This is a genomic window from Burkholderia alba, assembly GCF_034721475.1.
GTDB lineage: Bacteria > Pseudomonadota > Gammaproteobacteria > Burkholderiales > Burkholderiaceae > Burkholderia > Burkholderia alba.
Genome location: NZ_JAWJWL010000018.1, coordinates 38,983 through 55,543, shown reverse-complemented (window position 1 = coordinate 55,543; position 16,561 = coordinate 38,983). Strand labels below are relative to the sequence as shown.

At 65.5% G+C, this 16,561-nt stretch carries 16 protein-coding genes; 7 read left to right on the top strand and 9 right to left on the bottom strand.

Features of this window, described 5'->3' with window-relative positions; translation table 11 throughout:
- Window positions 1-8 precede the first annotated feature (8 nt).
- The 6 genes from RZR99_RS20615 to RZR99_RS20590 all read right to left on the bottom strand — a co-directional run bounded on the left by RZR99_RS20615 (window position 9) and on the right by RZR99_RS20590 (window position 4,376).
- Window positions 9-1,043, bottom strand: a complete 1,035-nt coding sequence (locus RZR99_RS20615) for a glycosyltransferase family 4 protein (RefSeq protein WP_323121627.1) — start codon at window positions 1,041-1,043, stop codon at window positions 9-11.
- Between the two features lie 21 nt (window positions 1,044-1,064).
- Complete coding sequence (locus RZR99_RS20610; RefSeq protein ID WP_323121626.1) at window positions 1,065-2,003, bottom strand: UDP-2,3-diacylglucosamine diphosphatase; 939 nt, start codon at window positions 2,001-2,003, stop codon at window positions 1,065-1,067.
- Window positions 2,004-2,120: 117 nt separating this feature from the next.
- Window positions 2,121-2,627 carry an RDD family protein gene (locus RZR99_RS20605; protein ID WP_323121625.1) on the bottom strand — a complete coding sequence of 169 codons (507 nt, stop codon included), beginning with the start codon at window positions 2,625-2,627 and terminating at the stop codon, window positions 2,121-2,123.
- A gap of 6 nt (window positions 2,628-2,633) precedes the next feature.
- A complete protein-coding gene (locus RZR99_RS20600; protein WP_323121624.1) occupies window positions 2,634-3,371 on the bottom strand; it encodes a DUF3106 domain-containing protein in 738 nt (245 codons plus the stop codon).
- 22 nt (window positions 3,372-3,393) lie between these two features.
- Window positions 3,394-3,816, bottom strand: a complete 423-nt coding sequence (locus tag RZR99_RS20595) for a DUF3619 family protein (RefSeq protein ID WP_323121623.1) — start codon at window positions 3,814-3,816, stop codon at window positions 3,394-3,396.
- Complete coding sequence (locus RZR99_RS20590; RefSeq protein WP_323121622.1) at window positions 3,813-4,376, bottom strand: RNA polymerase sigma factor; 564 nt, start codon at window positions 4,374-4,376, stop codon at window positions 3,813-3,815. Before RZR99_RS20590 ends, RZR99_RS20595 begins: the two co-directional genes overlap by 4 nt.
- Window positions 4,377-4,737: 361 nt before the next feature.
- Here RZR99_RS20590 and RZR99_RS20585 point away from each other — a divergent pair, with 361 nt between their 5' ends.
- The 6 genes from RZR99_RS20585 (at window position 4,738) to RZR99_RS20560 (ending at window position 11,715) form a co-directional block, all read left to right on the top strand.
- Complete coding sequence (locus RZR99_RS20585; RefSeq protein ID WP_323121621.1) at window positions 4,738-6,501, top strand: acetolactate synthase 3 catalytic subunit; 1,764 nt, start codon at window positions 4,738-4,740, stop codon at window positions 6,499-6,501.
- 107 nt (window positions 6,502-6,608) lie between these two features.
- Window positions 6,609-7,100 (top strand): acetolactate synthase small subunit, encoded by a 492-nt coding sequence (gene ilvN, locus RZR99_RS20580; protein ID WP_323121620.1) that lies wholly within the window; start codon window positions 6,609-6,611, stop codon window positions 7,098-7,100.
- A 93-nt stretch (window positions 7,101-7,193) separates the two neighbouring features.
- Window positions 7,194-8,210: a ketol-acid reductoisomerase gene (gene ilvC / locus RZR99_RS20575; protein ID WP_323121619.1), complete on the top strand. Its 1,017-nt coding sequence runs from the start codon at window positions 7,194-7,196 to the stop codon at window positions 8,208-8,210.
- Window positions 8,211-8,328: 118 nt separating this feature from the next.
- The gene (locus tag RZR99_RS20570) at window positions 8,329-8,973 is read left to right on the top strand and encodes a phosphatidylserine decarboxylase (RefSeq protein WP_323121618.1); all 645 of its coding nucleotides are present in this window, start codon (window positions 8,329-8,331) and stop codon (window positions 8,971-8,973) included.
- A 16-nt stretch (window positions 8,974-8,989) separates the two neighbouring features.
- A complete protein-coding gene (pssA, locus tag RZR99_RS20565) occupies window positions 8,990-9,862 on the top strand; it encodes a CDP-diacylglycerol--serine O-phosphatidyltransferase (RefSeq protein ID WP_323121617.1) in 873 nt (290 codons plus the stop codon).
- 308 nt (window positions 9,863-10,170) lie between these two features.
- Window positions 10,171-11,715, top strand: coding sequence for a 2-isopropylmalate synthase (locus RZR99_RS20560; protein WP_323121616.1), 1,545 nt, complete (start codon window positions 10,171-10,173; stop codon window positions 11,713-11,715).
- A 91-nt stretch (window positions 11,716-11,806) separates the two neighbouring features.
- Here RZR99_RS20560 and RZR99_RS20555 read toward each other — a convergent pair whose 3' ends face one another.
- The 3 genes from RZR99_RS20555 to RZR99_RS20545 form a co-directional block, all read right to left on the bottom strand.
- On the bottom strand, window positions 11,807-13,342 hold the full coding sequence (locus RZR99_RS20555; RefSeq protein WP_323121615.1) for a SulP family inorganic anion transporter: 1,536 nt from the start codon (window positions 13,340-13,342) through the stop codon (window positions 11,807-11,809).
- A gap of 68 nt (window positions 13,343-13,410) precedes the next feature.
- On the bottom strand, window positions 13,411-14,046 hold the full coding sequence (locus RZR99_RS20550; RefSeq protein WP_323121614.1) for a carbonic anhydrase: 636 nt from the start codon (window positions 14,044-14,046) through the stop codon (window positions 13,411-13,413).
- Window positions 14,047-14,481: 435 nt separating this feature from the next.
- Window positions 14,482-14,982, bottom strand: coding sequence for a hypothetical protein (locus tag RZR99_RS20545; RefSeq protein WP_323121613.1), 501 nt, complete (start codon window positions 14,980-14,982; stop codon window positions 14,482-14,484).
- Between the two features lie 198 nt (window positions 14,983-15,180).
- On the opposite strand from RZR99_RS20545, the gene RZR99_RS20540 reads away from it, so the two are divergent.
- Window positions 15,181-16,461, top strand: coding sequence for a branched-chain amino acid ABC transporter substrate-binding protein (locus tag RZR99_RS20540; RefSeq protein WP_323121612.1), 1,281 nt, complete (start codon window positions 15,181-15,183; stop codon window positions 16,459-16,461).
- The last annotated feature ends 100 nt before the right edge of the window (window positions 16,462-16,561 follow it).

The following is a 16,561-nucleotide window of genomic DNA, read 5'->3' as shown; positions in this document are numbered from 1 at the left end:
TGCGTGTTTCAAACGGCGGCGCCTTCCGGTTGCGGCTCGGCGGATTTGGGCAGCGGTTTCAGGTGCGACGCGAACTGCTCGGACGCGGCGCGCCACGAGAAGCGCTCGGCCCACGCACGCGCGTCGGCTCGGTCGATCTTGAGCGCTTCCAGGCATGCTTCGCGCAGATCCTCGTGCATCGATCCCGCTCCGCCGCCGCCGAGCACGTCGACCGGCCCGGTCACCGGATAGGCGGCGACCGGCGTGCCGCATGCGAGCGCTTCGAGGAGCACCAGCCCGAAGGTATCGGTGCGGCTCGGGAACACGAACACATCGGCGGCGGCATATACCTTGGCGAGCTCCGCCTGCGTCAGCACGCCCAGATAGTTGACTTCAGGATAGCGCGATTTCAGTTCCGCGAGGGCCGGCCCCTCGCCCGCGACCCACTTCGAACCCGGCAGGTCGAGCTTCAGGAAGGCCTCGACGTTCTTCTCGATCGCCACCCGCCCGACATAGAGGAAGATCGGCCGCGCGGTGTTGAGCACCTTCGATTCGATCGGCCGGAAGATATCGAGATCGACGCCGCGGGTCCACAGCACCACGTTGTCGAAGCCGTACGTCTCGAGGTCGTCCTTGACCACGGGCGTCGGCGCCATCACCGCGAGCGAGCTGCCGTGGAACCAGCGCAGGAAGCGGTAGGTCGCGGACAGCGGGATGCCGAAGCGCGCCTGCACGTATTCAGGGAAGCGGGTGTGGTACGCGGTCGTGAACGGCAGCTTGCGGGCACGTGCGTAGCGGCGTGCGGCAAGGCCGAGCGGGCCTTCCGTCGCGATGTGCAGCGCATCGGGCGCGAATTCGTCGATGCGGTCGCGCAGGCGGCCGTACGGCAGCAGCGACAGGCGGATTTCCGGGTAGGTCGGACACGGGATCGTGCGGAATTCGAGCGGCGTCAGCAGTTCGACCCGGTGGCCGAGTTCGGTCAATTCGCGCGACGTGCTCTTGAGCGTGCGGACGACGCCGTTGACCTGCGGTTCCCAAGCATCGGTGACGATCATGATTTTCATCGCGGGCAATCCTGTAGAGGGTCAGACAGTGGCTTTCGTTTTGCGCGGCACGGCGACGGGCGGCGAGTGCATCACCGTCCAGTAGACGATCTTCAGTTCGCCTTCCATCGTCTCGACGAGCGCGGACAGGCTTTCGACCCAGTCGCCGTCGTTGCAGTACAGCACGCCGTCGATGTCGCGGATCTCGGCCTTGTGGATGTGGCCGCAGACGACGCCGTCGCAGCCCCGCCGGCGGGCCTCGTCGGTCATCGCCAGCTCGAACGACGAGATGAAATTCACCGCGTTCTTCACCTGGTGCTTCAGGTACTGCGACAGCGACCAGTACTGGAAGCCGAGCCGGCTGCGGATCCGGTTGAACCAGCGGTTCAGCACGAGGATCAGCGTGTACAGCGTGTCGCCGAGATACGCGAGCCATTTCGCGTGCTGGATCACGCCGTCGAACAGGTCGCCGTGGACGATCCAGAGGCGCTTGCCCGCGAGCGTCGTGTGGAACGCCTCGCCGCGCACGTGGATGTCGCCGAACGCGAGGTCGCAGAACTGCCGCGCCGCCTCGTCGTGGTTGCCGGGGATGTAGACGACCTGGGTGCCCTTGCGGGCCTTGCGCAGGATCTTCTGCACGACGTCGTTGTGCGCCTGCGGCCAGTACCAGCCCTTGCGCAGTTGCCAGCCGTCGATGATGTCGCCGACCAGGTACAGGTATTCGGATTCGTTGTGCCGCAGGAAGTCGAGCAGATAGGTGGCCTGGCAGCCGCTCGATCCGAGGTGGATATCCGACAGCCAGATGGTCCGATAGCGGTGGGAGGCGGCGTCGTGATCGTCGTGAGGGGCCGCGACGACGGCGGGTGGCTGGGGTGGAGCGAGCGCTTCGCCTGCCGCCGAGCCGGACAGGAAGGCGCTGGTGGCGGCGCGGGGGCCGACCGGGTGACGGAAGAAAGAGGTCGCGGACGTTTTTTGGCCCATGCATGACTCGCGCCGGTTGACATTACCGGCATTGCGCCATGCGGCCGTGACTGTGCCATGACAGTCACGAGACGTTCTTATTACGGTGGAATACGGTGGGCGCCAGGCCGGCAGCGTCTAGCGCGGCGCGGACACGATGCGGGTGCCGGCCAGCCGGTCGTGCAGGAACTGGCGGGTCGGATGGAGCCGCGCGGCGCACGCCCACATCAGAAACCAGACGGCCGTGAGCGCGAGCGTGTACGGCACGCTGAAGCCGAGCAGCGGATGCAGCGCGAGCGGCGGCAGGAACCACAGCCAGCCGAGGAGGTAGCGCACCAACGCGCGCGCGGCGGACAGCGGCGCGCCGTCGGCGGCTTCGATGCGCAGCCGCCAGGTCTTCATCGGCAGGGTCTGGCCGCCATGGGTCCAGAACCAGACGAAATATGCACCGACGACGAGCGCGACCCATGCGGCAAGCAGGTTGTGATGGACGAGGCCGTTGCGTTGCTGCATCGCGAGCCCGAAGATCAGCCCCGCGAAGAACACGACGCCGAACAGCAGGAGGCTTTCGTAGAGCAGCGCGGCGAGCCGGCGCCGCACGCTGGGCGGCGCGGCGGGAACGGGGGACGCGACGGAGGGCGCCACGGGCGGCTACGATCCGTTGAAGATCGACGGCGCCTCGGACGGCGAGACGGGAATCGGCGTGGCGGGCACCGCGGAGCCGGGCGCGGGAGAGGTCGCGGCCGGGGCACTGGCGGGCGCGGGCGGGACGATCGACGGAGCGGCGGCTCCGCTCGCCGGGCGGTCGTGCGCGTTCACGAGCCGGTTGATGTCACGGTCGCTCTTGCCGGTGGGCGGCGCGCTCACGACGGTCGGGCGGCGCCGCCGCTCGGCGGCCGCGAGCTTCTCTTTCAGGTCCTCCGGCAATTGCTGATAGGCCTTCCATGCCTTTTCGCGGGCCTGGGCCGGCAGATCCTTCGACACCTGGTAGTTTTCACGCGCGACGCGCCGCTGCTCGGGCGTCATCGTGACCCATTCGGTCATGCGTTCCTGTAGGCGTTTTTGCGCTTCAGGCGACATCTTCGAGAAACGTGATGCGATCTTCAGCCATTTTCGCTTTCTTTCGTCGCTGAACGAATCCCACTGATTGGCGAACGGCGCGAGCGCGACGCGCTGCGCGGGCGACAGGCGCGCCCACGACAGCGGGCCGGTCGACGGCAGGGCGGGAAATTCGCTGGACAGCGCGATGGCCGCCGATGCGAGCGCCGGCGCGCTCGCCACGGCGATGGCGGCCGGTTGCGGGTGAAAGCGCGGATATGTGGCGGCATACGCGACGACGATCGCGATCACGCATCCGAAAAAGACAGCCAGTCCCCGTTTCTGACTCACCCGTGCGGTCCTCTTGGTATCGTTAGTGGGTGTGCGAAAGGTACGCGTTGAACCCGTGGTCGAGATACGCGTTGAGGGGCAGGTTGTCGCTCAGCATCGCGGCGTCGATATCCGCGAGTTCGGCCGTGCGCTGCATGTCCTCCCAGTAGGCGATGCCGATCAGCCCCGCGAGCAGCAGCGCGAGCGGCCACGCGCGCACGAGCCGGCGCGTCAGCGAGGCCGGGCGCGACATGTCGGGAGGCGGCAGGCCGATCGAGCCGGCCGCGCCCGCGAAGGCGGGCACGAGCACCAGTTCGGCCTCGGGCTTCTTGCGGGCGAGCGCGGTACGGCGCGCGGCCGCCAGGCGCTCGGCCGTGCCGGCGGGCAGGTCGGCCGCGCGCTCGTCGAGCGCACGGCGCACCTTCAGGGCGAATTCGAGTTCTTTCGTTACGGGAGCGGAGCTCATAGCGTGATTCCTTTGGCCTTGAGCGCAAGCGCCAATGTGTGCGTAGCCCGCGAGCAGTGCGTCTTGACGCTGCCCTCGGAGCACCCCATGGCGGCGGCCGTCTCGGCGACATCCATATCTTCCCAGTAACGCATCAGGAAGGCTTCCCGTTGACGTGTCGGCAGTTTCTGGATTTCGTCGTCGATCAGCGTGAGCACTTGCGCCCGTTCGAGGCGGGTTTCGCTGCTTTCGACCCCACTGCCGCTATCGGCCGATTCCAGGGTCTCGAGCGGGTCGAACTCGTCATCGTCGGTATTGTTGAGCGACGAAAAAAGGCTCACCCAGGTATTTCGCACCTTCTGGCGGCGGAAATAGTCGTGGATCGCGTTTTGCAGGATTCGCTGAAAAAGCAGGGGCAACTCGGCGGCCGGGCGGTCGCCGTATTTTTCCGCGAGCTTGATCATCGCGTCCTGCACGATGTCGAGCGATGCGTCGTCGTCGCGCACGGCGTAGGCGGCCTGCTTGAACGCGCGCCTTTCGACGCCCGCCAGAAAGTCGGCGAGTTCCTTGTCTGATGCCATTCCGTGAAAGGTCTGCGCTGCGCTCTTGTTGCGGCGAAAAGGTCGAAAAATTTCGTAAAACTGGCGGATGCTAACAAATTTTCGCGCCCGGCGGCATCCCCGTCGGTTTTCGCGTTGCGGCGAAACCGCCTCGGCGTCCCGCCGGAAGGGGCGAGCGGGGCGGATGATGCGGTGCGGGATTTTCCGCTTGACCGTCCGCGCACGAGTCGCTATCGTTGCCAGTTCGCAACATATGTGATGGTCACAATTGAGGTGAGCCCAAGAAGCTCCCTTTCAACTGGACGCGCCGCTTGAACCTGAGCCACAAGCCCAGCAGAGAGCACCCGATCAATTTTTTGCCGAAAATTCGAAAGGTCAACGAATGAACATGCCCAGCGCGGAATTCTCCACGTCGGAACTTCTTTCCCCTACGCAAACCGATTCCATCGGCGGCACCGTGCTCATGAAGGCGCTGGCCGACGAGAATGTCGAGTTTATATGGGGCTACCCCGGCGGCTCGGTTCTCTATATCTACGACGAGCTGTACAAGCAGGACAAGATCCAGCACGTGCTCGTGCGCCACGAACAGGCCGCCGTGCATGCCGCCGACGCGTATGCGCGCTCGACGGGCAACGTGGGCGTCTGTCTCGTCACCTCCGGCCCCGGCGTCACCAATGCGGTCACCGGCATCGCCACCGCCTACATGGATTCGATCCCGCTCGTCGTGATCAGCGGCCAGGTGCCGACTGCCGCGATCGGCCAGGATGCATTCCAGGAGTGCGATACCGTCGGCATTACGCGGCCGTGCGTGAAGCACAACTTCCTCGTGAAGGATGTGCGCGAGCTGGCCGAAACCGTCAAGAAAGCGTTCTACATCGCCCGTACCGGCCGTCCCGGCCCAGTGCTGATCGACATCCCGAAGGATGTGTCGAAGACGCCGTGCGATTACGTGCCGGTCAAGAACGTATCGCTGCGTTCGTACAACCCGGTCACCAAAGGTCACTCGGGGCAGATCCGCAAGGCGGTCTCGCTGCTGCTGTCGGCCAAGCGGCCGTACATCTACACCGGCGGCGGCATCATCCTCGCCGACGCGTCGCGCGAACTGAACCAGTTCGCGGACCTGCTCGGCTATCCGGTCACCAACACGCTGATGGGCCTCGGCGGCTATCGCGCGTCCGACCGGAAATTCCTCGGCATGCTCGGCATGCACGGCACGTACGAAGCCAACATGGCGATGCAGCACTGCGACGTGCTGATCGCGATCGGCGCGCGCTTCGACGACCGCGTGATCGGCGACCCGGAGCACTTCGCGTCGCGGCCGCGCAAGATCATTCATATCGACATCGATCCGTCGTCGATCAGCAAGCGCGTGAAGGTGGACATCCCGATCGTCGGCGACGTGAAGGAAGTGCTGAAGGAGCTGATCGAGCAACTGCAGACGGCCGAACACGGCCCCGACACCGAAGCGCTCGCGCAATGGTGGAAGGACATCGAGAGCTGGCGCGAGAAGGACTGCCTGAAGTTCGACCGCGAGAGCGAGATCATCAAGCCGCAGTACGTGGTCGAGAAAGCGTGGGAGCTGACGGGCGGCAATGCGTTCGTGTGTTCCGACGTCGGCCAGCATCAGATGTGGGCCGCGCAGTTCTATCGCTTCAACAAGCCGCGCCGCTGGATCAACTCGGGCGGCCTCGGCACGATGGGTTTCGGCTTGCCGGCGGCGATGGGCGTCAAGATGGCGCACCCGGACGACGACGTGCTGTGCATCACCGGCGAAGGCTCGATCCAGATGTGCATCCAGGAACTGTCGACCTGCAAGCAGTACGACACGCCCGTGAAGATCATTTCGCTGAACAACCGCTACCTCGGCATGGTCCGCCAGTGGCAGCAGATCGAATACAGCAAGCGCTATTCGCATTCGTACATGGATGCGCTGCCGGATTTCGTGAAGCTCGCCGAGGCGTTCGGCCATGTCGGCATCCGGATCGAAAGGACCGCGGACGTGGAGCCGGCGCTGAAGGAGGCGCTGCGCCTCAAGGATCGCACCGTATTTCTCGATTTCCAGACCGATCCGACCGAAAACGTCTGGCCGATGGTCCAGGCCGGTAAGGGCATCACGGAGATGCTGCTCGGGTCGGAAGATCTTTAACGGCGCCGCGCGCCGGCCGCGCGCACCCGCTTTCACGAAGAGCGGGCGCGGCGAGGGCGTTGCGGGCGAATCTGGATTAGTCGAGAACGAATCGGGAAGAAGCGAACATGAGACACATCATTTCCGTCCTGCTGGAAAACGAACCGGGCGCGCTGTCGCGCGTCGTGGGGCTGTTTTCGGCACGCGGCTACAACATTGAAACCTTGACGGTGGCGCCGACCGAAGATCACTCGCTGTCGCGGCTCACCATCGTATCCATCGGCTCCGACGACGTGATCGAACAGATCACGAAGCATCTGAACCGCCTGATCGAGGTGGTGAAAGTGGTGGACCTGACCGACGGTGCCCACATCGAGCGCGAGTTGATGCTGATCAAGGTCAGAGCGGTAGGCAAGGAGCGCGAGGAGATGAAGCGGATGGCGGATATCTTCCGCGGCCGCATCATCGACGTGACCGAAAAGACCTACACGATCGAATTGACGGGCGCGAGCGACAAGCTCGACGCATTCATCCAGGGGCTGGACGCCAGCGCGATCCTAGAGACCGTGCGCACCGGCAGCTCCGGCATCGGCCGTGGCGAGCGCATCCTGAAGGTTTGACGCCGGCCCATCGAATGAAGCCGGGTACGCCGTCACGTCCCGGTCGCAGTCCCTCATTAAACCTATTTCATTGAATCAGCGAAGGAACCCATCATGAAAGTTTTCTACGACAAAGACGCCGACCTCTCCCTCATCAAGGGCAAGCAGATCACGATCATCGGCTACGGCTCGCAAGGCCACGCGCACGCGCTCAACCTGAAGGACAGCGGCGTGAACGTGACGGTCGGCCTGCGCAAGGGCGGCGCGTCGTGGAGCAAGGCCGAGAACGCCGGCCTGACGGTGAAGGAAGTGGCGGACGCGGTGAAGGGCGCCGACGTCGTGATGATGCTGCTGCCCGACGAGCAGATCGCCGAGGTGTACGCGAAGGAAGTGCACGCGAACATCAAGCAGAACGCCGCGCTCGCCTTCGCGCACGGCTTCAACGTCCATTACGGCCAGGTGATCCCGCGCGCCGATCTCGACGTGATCATGATCGCGCCGAAGGCGCCGGGCCATACGGTGCGCGGCACCTACTCGCAAGGCGGCGGCGTGCCGCACCTGATCGCGGTGGCGCAGGACCAGTCGGGCGCGGCGCGCGACATCGCGCTGTCGTACGCGGCGGCGAACGGCGGCGGCCGGGCCGGCATCATCGAAACCAACTTCCGCGAAGAAACCGAAACCGACCTGTTCGGCGAACAGGCCGTGCTGTGCGGCGGTACCGTGGAGCTGATCAAGGCCGGCTTCGAAACGCTGGTGGAAGCGGGCTACGCGCCGGAAATGGCGTACTTCGAGTGTCTGCACGAACTGAAGCTGATCGTCGACCTGATCTATGAGGGCGGCATCGCGAACATGAACTACTCGATCTCGAACAACGCCGAGTACGGCGAATACGTGACGGGTCCGCGCGTCGTGACCGAAGAAACCAAGAAGGTCATGAAGGACGTGCTGAAGGACATCCAGACCGGCGAATACGCGAAGAGCTTCATTCTGGAGAACAAGGCGGGTGCGCCGACGCTGCAGTCGCGTCGCCGTCTGACGGCCGAGCACCAGATCGAGCAGGTGGGCGGCAAGCTGCGCGCGATGATGCCGTGGATCGCGAAGAACAAGCTCGTCGACCAGTCGAAGAACTAAGCGAGCAGGTCATCCGGCCCTCTGAAACGGAGGGTCGGTATCAAAAAGCCGCCCGAAGGCAGCAGTGCCACGGGCGGCTTTTGCTATCCTACGGGCTTTGCAATTCACCGAACGAATCATGAACTATCCTCATCCGATCATCGCGCGCGAAGGCTGGCCGTTTATCGCGATTGCAGCCGTCGTCGCGTTGCTGATCCATGCCGTTGCCGGGTTCGGCCTTGCATGGCCGTTCTGGCTGCTGCTGATCTTCGTGGTGCAGTTCTTCCGCGATCCGCAGCGCCCGATCCCGACTCAGGCCAATGCGGTGCTGTGTCCGGCCGACGGCCGTATCGTCGCGGTGGAAACGGCGCACGATCCGTACGCCGGCCGTGACGCGCTGAAGATCAGCGTGTTCATGAACGTCTTCAATGTCCACTCGCAGCGTTCGCCGGTGGACGGCGCGATCAGCAAGGTCCAGTATTTCCCGGGCGCGTTCCTGAACGCGGCGATCGACAAGGCGTCGACCGAGAACGAGCGCAACGCCGTCGTGATCCAGACGGGCAGTGGTCATACCGTGACCGCCGTGCAGATCGCCGGCCTCGTCGCGCGTCGGATCCTGTGTTACGTCCGCGCGGGCGAGCCGCTGTCGCGCGGCCAGCGCTACGGTTTCATCCGCTTCGGTTCGCGCGTCGATGTGTACCTGCCGCTCGGCAGCCGGGCGCGCGTGTCGATCGGCGAAAAGGTGTACGCGTCGTCGACGATTCTCGCCGAACTCGAACAGTAAGCGGCAAGGAGTCTCGATGGCCGCATTCAAACCGCGCAGGCCGCGCAACGGCAACGCTCCGTTGCCGCGGTCGTTCCGCCACAACAAATCGGTCGGGCAGGACGCCGTACCGGTCGAGAGTCGGCGCGCCGCGCGCCAGCGTTTCCTCCGGACGCGCGGGATCTACCTGCTGCCGAACGCCTTCACGACGGCCGCGCTGTTCTGCGGCTTCTTCGCCGTGGTCCAGGCGATGAACGTGCGTTTCGAGACTGCCGCGATCGCGATTTTCGTCGCGATGGTGCTGGACGGCATGGACGGCCGCGTCGCCCGGATGACGCACACGCAAAGCGCGTTCGGCGAACAGTTCGACAGCCTGTCCGACATGGTGTCGTTCGGCGTCGCCCCCGCGCTGGTGATGTACGAATGGGTGCTGAAGGACCTGGGCCGCTGGGGCTGGCTGGCCGCTTTCGTCTACTGTTCGGGCGCGGCGCTGCGGCTCGCGCGCTTCAACACCAACATCGGCGTGGTCGACAAGCGCTTCTTCCAGGGGCTGCCGAGCCCGGCCGCCGCGGCGCTGATCGCGGGCTTCGTGTGGCTCGCCACCGATAACCGGGTGCCGGTCCAGCTGGGCTGGCTGCCGTGGGTCGCGTTCGTGCTGACCGTGTACGCGGGCGTGACGATGGTGTCGAATGCGCCGTTCTACAGCGGCAAGGCGCTCGATGTCCGGCACCGGGTGCCGTTCGCGGCGATCCTGCTGGTGGTGGTCGCGTTCGTGCTGGTGTCGTCGGATCCGCCGCTGATGCTGTTCGGCCTGTTCGTGCTGTACGGCCTGTCGGGCTATGTGTTCTGGGCCTATATGGCCGTGCGGGGGCGGGCCAATCCGGCGCGCTCGTCGCAGCGCGAGCACTGACCTCGTTTTGCGCCTGGACGGCGGCCCGCGCGGCCGCCGTTTTTACGAGATGCCGGCGTCCGGGCGGGCGCGCGGATGTGCGGGACGGCGCCGATTGCATGGCCCTCTGAATGCCGCTATATTCGTCGGCATGACTGATTTTCCCCGCCTCATTCTTCTTTCCGCCGGTGTGCCGCTAGGCGTGCCGGCGCCGGCGCCCCTGCCGCGCTGACTGTTTTCGCCCCCGTCGCCTCGTCTGTTGTCGAGCGTCGCCAGCGGTGGCGCAAGCGCACTCGTTTGTTCCTACATAAAAAGTCCCCGGAGTTCCCATGACAGACAAGCTGATCATTTTCGACACCACATTGCGCGACGGCGAGCAATCGCCCGGGGCGTCGATGACGAAGGAAGAGAAGATCCGCATCGCGAAGCACCTCGAGCGGATGAAGGTCGACGTGATCGAGGCGGGCTTCGCGGCCAGCTCGAACGGGGATTTCGACGCGATCCAGACGATCGCGTCGCAGGTCAAGGACAGCACGATCTGCTCGCTCGCCCGCGCGAACGACAGGGATATCCAGCGCGCCGCGGATGCGCTCAAGCCGGCCGACCATTTCCGGATCCACACGTTCATCGCGACGTCGCCGCTGCATATGGAAAAGAAGCTGCGGATGACGCCCGACCAGGTGTTCGAGCAGGCGCGCCTTGCCGTCCGCTTCGCTCGCCAGTTCACCGACGACATCGAGTTTTCGCCGGAAGACGGCAGCCGTTCCGACATGGATTTCCTGTGCCGCGTGCTGGAAGCCGTGATCGCCGAAGGCGCGACCACCATCAACATCGCCGACACGGTCGGCTACGGCGTGCCCGAGCTGTACGGCAATCTCGTCAAGACGCTGCGCGAGCGCATCCCGAATTCGGACAAGGCGATTTTCTCCGTGCATTGCCACAACGATCTCGGGATGGCGGTTGCGAACTCGCTCGCCGGCGTGAAGATCGGCGGCGCACGCCAGATCGAATGCACGATCAACGGTCTCGGCGAGCGCGCGGGCAACACGTCGCTCGAGGAAATCGTGATGGCGGTCAAGACCCGCAAGGACTATTTCGGCCTCGATCTCGCCATCGATACGACACAGATCGTGCCGGCGTCGAAGCTGGTGTCGCAGATCACCGGCTTCGTGGTGCAGCCGAACAAGGCGGTGGTCGGCGCGAACGCGTTCGCGCATGCGTCGGGCATTCACCAGGACGGCGTGCTGAAGGCGCGCGACACCTACGAGATCATGCGCGCGGAAGACGTGGGCTGGAGCGCGAACAAGATCGTGCTCGGCAAGCTGTCGGGTCGCAACGCGTTCAAGCAGCGCCTGCAGGAGCTGGGCGTCACGCTCGACAGCGAGGCCGAACTCAACGCCGCATTCATGCGCTTCAAGGATCTGGCCGATCGCAAGGCGGAGATCTTCGACGAGGACATCATCGCGATCGTGACCGAGGAATCGGCGCTCGCGCAGGAGAAGGAATACTACAAGTTCGTCTCGCTGTCGCAGCGCTCGGAAACCGGCGAGCAGCCGCAGGCGAAGGTGGTGTTCTCGATCGACGGCGCGGAAATCGCGGGCGAGGCGCGCGGCAACGGCCCGGTCGATGCGACGCTGAATGCGATCGAGAGCGGGGTGGGCAGCGGGGCCGAACTGCTGCTGTACTCGGTCAATGCGATCACGACGGGCACGCAGGCGCAGGGCGAAGTGACGGTGCGCTTGTCGAAGAGCGGCCGCATCGTCAATGGCGTCGGCACGGACCCCGATATCGTCGCGGCCTCGGCGAAAGCGTATATCTCGGCACTCAACAAACTCCACTCGAACGTCGACAAGCTGAACCCGCAGCGTTCGTGAGCGCGGCGGGCGCCTGCCCGGCCGGATCGAAGGCAAACGCCCCGCGAGGCTGTCCGGCCCGCGGGGCGTTTGTCATTCCGGCTCGCCCGGGCTATTGCGCGCTCGGGTTGCGGAACAGCCAGCGGCCGCGGCCGCCGCGCGCATGCTGGGGTTGCCGGTAGTCGACCGTGATCTCGCGGCCGGGGGCCTCCGCGACGAACGCCTCGATCAGTTCGCGCACGTCGTGGTCGATATAGTCGGCGCGGGTCGCGTCGATGATGACGATCGCGCGATCCGGAATCTGCCGCAGGTAATGCTTCACCTGCACCTTGCCGAGAAACGATACGTCCTTGCGGAAGGTCAGCAGGTAGTGGTCGTCGTGCTGCGCGAGCGTGGCAGGGCTGCGCAGATTGGCGAACGCGACGACGAGCACGCTGCACACGAGCCCCAGTGCGATGCCGAACAGCAGGTCGACGGCGAGCACGCCTGCAATCGTCGCGACGAACGGTACGAATGCGCCCGGTCCTTGTTTCGCGACGGACAGGAACAGCGACGGCTTGGCGAGTTTCACGCCGGTATGGATCAGGATCGCCGCGAGCGTGGCGAGCGGGATCAGGTTGATGAGCCCCGTCAGCGCGAACACGCTGACGAGCAGCAGCGCGCCGTGGACGATTGCGGACACCCGGCTTTGCGCGCCCGCGTTGACGTTGACCGAACTGCGCACGATCACCGACGTGATCGGCAGGCCGCCCATCACGCCCGCCACCAGATTGCCGACGCCTTGGGCCTTCAGTTCGCGATTGGGCAGCGACGGCCGGCGCTTCGGATCGATCTGTTCGACGGCTTCGAGGCTCAGCAGCGTTTCGAGACTGGCGACGACCGCCAGCGTGATCGCGACCCGCCACACGTCCGGATTCCACAGCTGCGCGTAATGCGGTCCGAGTTCGGCGCTCTGGAGCGCCGCGCCGAGCGCGGCGAACGACGCCAGTTCCGGCAGCGCGACCCGATGTTCGGCCGGCGGCGCGAGGCTTGGCGAGAGCATGCCGAGTACGAGCGTGGCGCCGATGCCGAGCAGCACGACGGCAAGCGGGGCGGGAATCGTCCGCACGATCGCGAAGCGCCGCAGTGCCCGGGTTTCCCAGCCGGCGAGCAGCGCCAGCGATACGATCGCGATCGCCGAGGCGACGAGTGCGGCGTGGGAGAGCGCCATCCCGCCGGCGTCGCCCGTGATGCCGAGGGCGAACGGCACCTGCTTGACGATCAGCAGCAGGCCGATCGCGGCGAGCATGCCCTTGATCACCGGCGACGGCACGTATGCGGCGAGCTGGCCGGCTTTCAGCATGCCGAGTCCGAACTGGATCACCCCGGACAGCAGGACGGCGAGCAGGAACGCGGGGAAGCTGCCGAGCTGCGCGATGCCCTCCACGACGATCACGACGAGGCCCGCGGCGGGGCCGCTGACGGAGAGCGGCGAACCGCTCAGCAGTGCGACGACGAGGCCGCCGACGATGCCGGATACCAGCCCGGCGAAGGGTTCGACGCCGGAGGCGTTGGCGATGCCGAGACACAGCGGCAGCGCGACGAGAAAGACGACGGTACCGGCGACGAAGTCGCGCGGAAACGTGGTGAAGGAGGCGCGTAGATTCATGGCGTGCGGGAGCGGTTGGGGTCGGAAAAGTCGGTTCGTCGGGGATGGGGGCGGTGCCGGGCCGGTGATCAGGCCAGGGCGGGCGTCATGTCGCGGCGCGCGGCGTCCGGTGCCGCAGGGGCGTAGCCCGACGCCAGTTCCTTGAGGCGGCCGTCGGCGAGCGAGAAGATCCAGCCGTGCACGAGCGGGGCGGGATCGCTGTCGCGGACGATCGCGGTGTCGCGCAGCAAGCGCACCTGTTCCAGCACGTTGAATTCCGCCAGGCGGTCGGCGGCCCGGTCCGGCGGAAGGCCGTCGAGTTCGGTGTGGTGGCGGCCTGCCAGCGCGCATAGCGGCGCGATCCGGCGGTTCACGTGCGGCAGGTCGGGCGACAGGGGCAGCAGCGATGCGCGGACGCCCCCGCAGCCGTAGTGGCCGCAGACGATCACGTGATCGACCTTCAGCACCCGCACCGCATACTCGAGCACGCTCGCGCAATTGTCGTCGTCGGGCTGGAACAGGTTCGCGATGTTGCGATGGACGAACAGCTCGCCGGGGACGCTGTGCGTGATGGTTTCCGCTGGAACCCGGCTGTCGGCGCAGCCGATCCACAGCACTCGGGGGTTCTGTCCGCGCGATAGCGCGTCGAAGAAGTCGGGCGCCCGTTCGGCGGTTTCGCGGGCCCAGGCGATGTTGGCGACGAGCATGCTTTTGGGGCGATTCATAAGTATTCCTTCGGAATGGATCGGATGAAACGAAAGATCGAGGCGTTCGAAACCTAGCACCTTTCTAAGTTGAAAGCTTGTGTTTCGAGTGATATTAGGGGTTAGCCCTATTCGAAAGTTCGTGTTGAAACAATCTGTTTCAAATTAATCAAATGTGCGACGGTTCTGCACCGGAATCGACAATGCGATGGCGGGAGGCGGTGCGAATTGCACCAGAATGGAAGAGGTGGCTGGAGGGTTGGAGCGTGGCGTTAGACGGGCGTCTCACGCTATTTCGTCAATAATTTAAGCCGTTTTATTTCAGATTTTGCTGAATGGATGACGGCAACATGAAAATCAAATAACAAAAAAGCCATTTAGGCGCGAAGCGTAATCTCGCTTCGGCTTAAATGGCTTTTTATCAATCGGTCAGAATGACCGCGGCAGGAAATAATTTCAGAAAATCGACCGGCGATCCGGATCGTGCAGCGGATCGGGCGTCTTCTGCGTGAGACGCAGGATGCCCTGGTCGTCGAAGTAGAAGCTGTAGAGCATGTACCAGACGTTGTCTTCCTGGTAGCGGTAGGTCCAGACCTCGCGCTTCATCAGCGGAAAGTAGGCGGTTTCGACCGGGCGGCCGAAATTGACCAGCACGTCGGTCTTGGTCCACGCGCCGATTTCCGCCCGGTAGAACTCGAGCGGCTGCAACACCTGGCGCACGCTGACGATCTTGCCGGCGGCGTCGACGTCGGCGGCCGTCGTGACCTCGCCCATCGGCTGAGTCGGCCACATCAGGCGCTTGCCGCCGTTCGGCAGGTCGTAGATTTCGCGCGGCGGCCCCATCCGGGCGACGATCGCCGACTGATCCTCGCCCGCTTGAAACTGCTGCCACGGCTGGGCGCACCCGGCGAGGAGCGCCGCGGCGCAGACGAGCAGGACCGGGAGACGGGTGAACATAGGCTTCTCCATGACACGGAATACGGACGTTTTATCACGCCCGGCGTGCCGTCGCGCGCCGCGGTGGCGGAAAAGTTCGCCGGGGCGGCGCACGGACCGCGTCTGTCCGGCGGCCGTACGGCTGCGTCCCCCTTGCCGCCGGGGCGCGGGCGGACCTATGATCCGCGCTTCCCGAATCGAGATACGAGAGGACACACGATGCACGGATGGATGCGGTTGGCCGTCGCCGCCTGGGCCGCCGGCGCGCTGCTCGCGGCCGCACAGGTGCCCGAGGCGCGGGCGCAGGCAACCGGTGCGCCGGTCAGGCTCGCGCTCATCGAGGGAATGTCGGGTCCGTTCGCGAATGCGGGCGCGGCGGTCGAGCGCAACCTCCGCTTCGGCGTCGAGCGGGTGAACGCGCAGGGCGGCGTGAAGCTGCGCGACGGCGCGCATCCGCTCGAACTCGTCGTGCTCGACAGCAAGGGGGGTGTCGAGGAGGCGCTCGTCCAGCTGCGGGCGGCGGCCGACCGCCGGATCGGCTTCGTGATGCAGGGCAACAGCTCGGCGGTGGCCGCGGCGCTCGTGACCGCGCTCGACCGGCAGAACGCCCGCGACCCGGCGCGCCGCGCGCTGTTCCTGAACTATTCGGCCGACGACCCCGCGTTGACCGGCAGCGCCTGCAGCTTTTGGCATTTCCGCTTCGACGCGCACGCCGGCATGCGGATGGATGCGCTGGTTGATCTGCTGGCCGGCGATCAAGCCGTGAAGAAGGTCTATCTGCTGAACCAGGATTACAGTTTCGGCCGCGACGTCAGCGCGCTCGCCCGGGCCGCGTTGAAAATGCAACGGCCGGACATCTCGGTCGTCGGCGACGAGTTCCATCCGATCGGGCGCGTCAAGGATTTTTCGCCCTACGTGGCGAAGATCCGCGCGAGCGGCGCCGACGCGGTGATCACCGGCAACTGGGGCAACGATCTCGCCTTGCTCGTGAAGGCGGCGCGCGAGCAGGGGCTCGGTACCAAGTTCTATACGTTCTACGGCAACAGCCTCGATGCGCCTGCGGCGCTCGGCGATGCCGGGGTGAAGCGCGTGCTCGCGGTGGCCGAATGGCACCCGAACGCGGGCGGTGCACAATCGGACGCGTTCTATCGCGCGTACCGGGCGCGTTTCCCGGCTGCGCGGGACGACTATCCGGTGCTGCGCATGAGCATGATGGTCGAGATGCTGGCCGCCGCGATGTCCAAGGCCGGCACGGCCGATCCGGTCGCGGTCGCGAAGGCGCTGGAGGGCCTGCGGTTCGACAACGGGTTCCATCCGGTCCGGATGCGCGCGGCCGATCACCAGCTGATCCAGCCCCTTTACGTGATGGAAATGGACAAGGCGGGCACGCCGGGCGTGCGTTTCGACAACGAGGGGTCGGGTTATGGTTTCCGGACGGTGCTCGCGCTGGGGCCCGAGCGGACCGAGGCGCCGTCGGTCTGCCGGATGACGCGGCCCTGACGGGACGCGGCGGCCGGGAGGGAGAGTTGTGTTACACTCCCGGCCTGCTGTAAATCACGGCACGGCCATTCTTCCGTGTCCGCCTGTTTAGTCTGAAAGG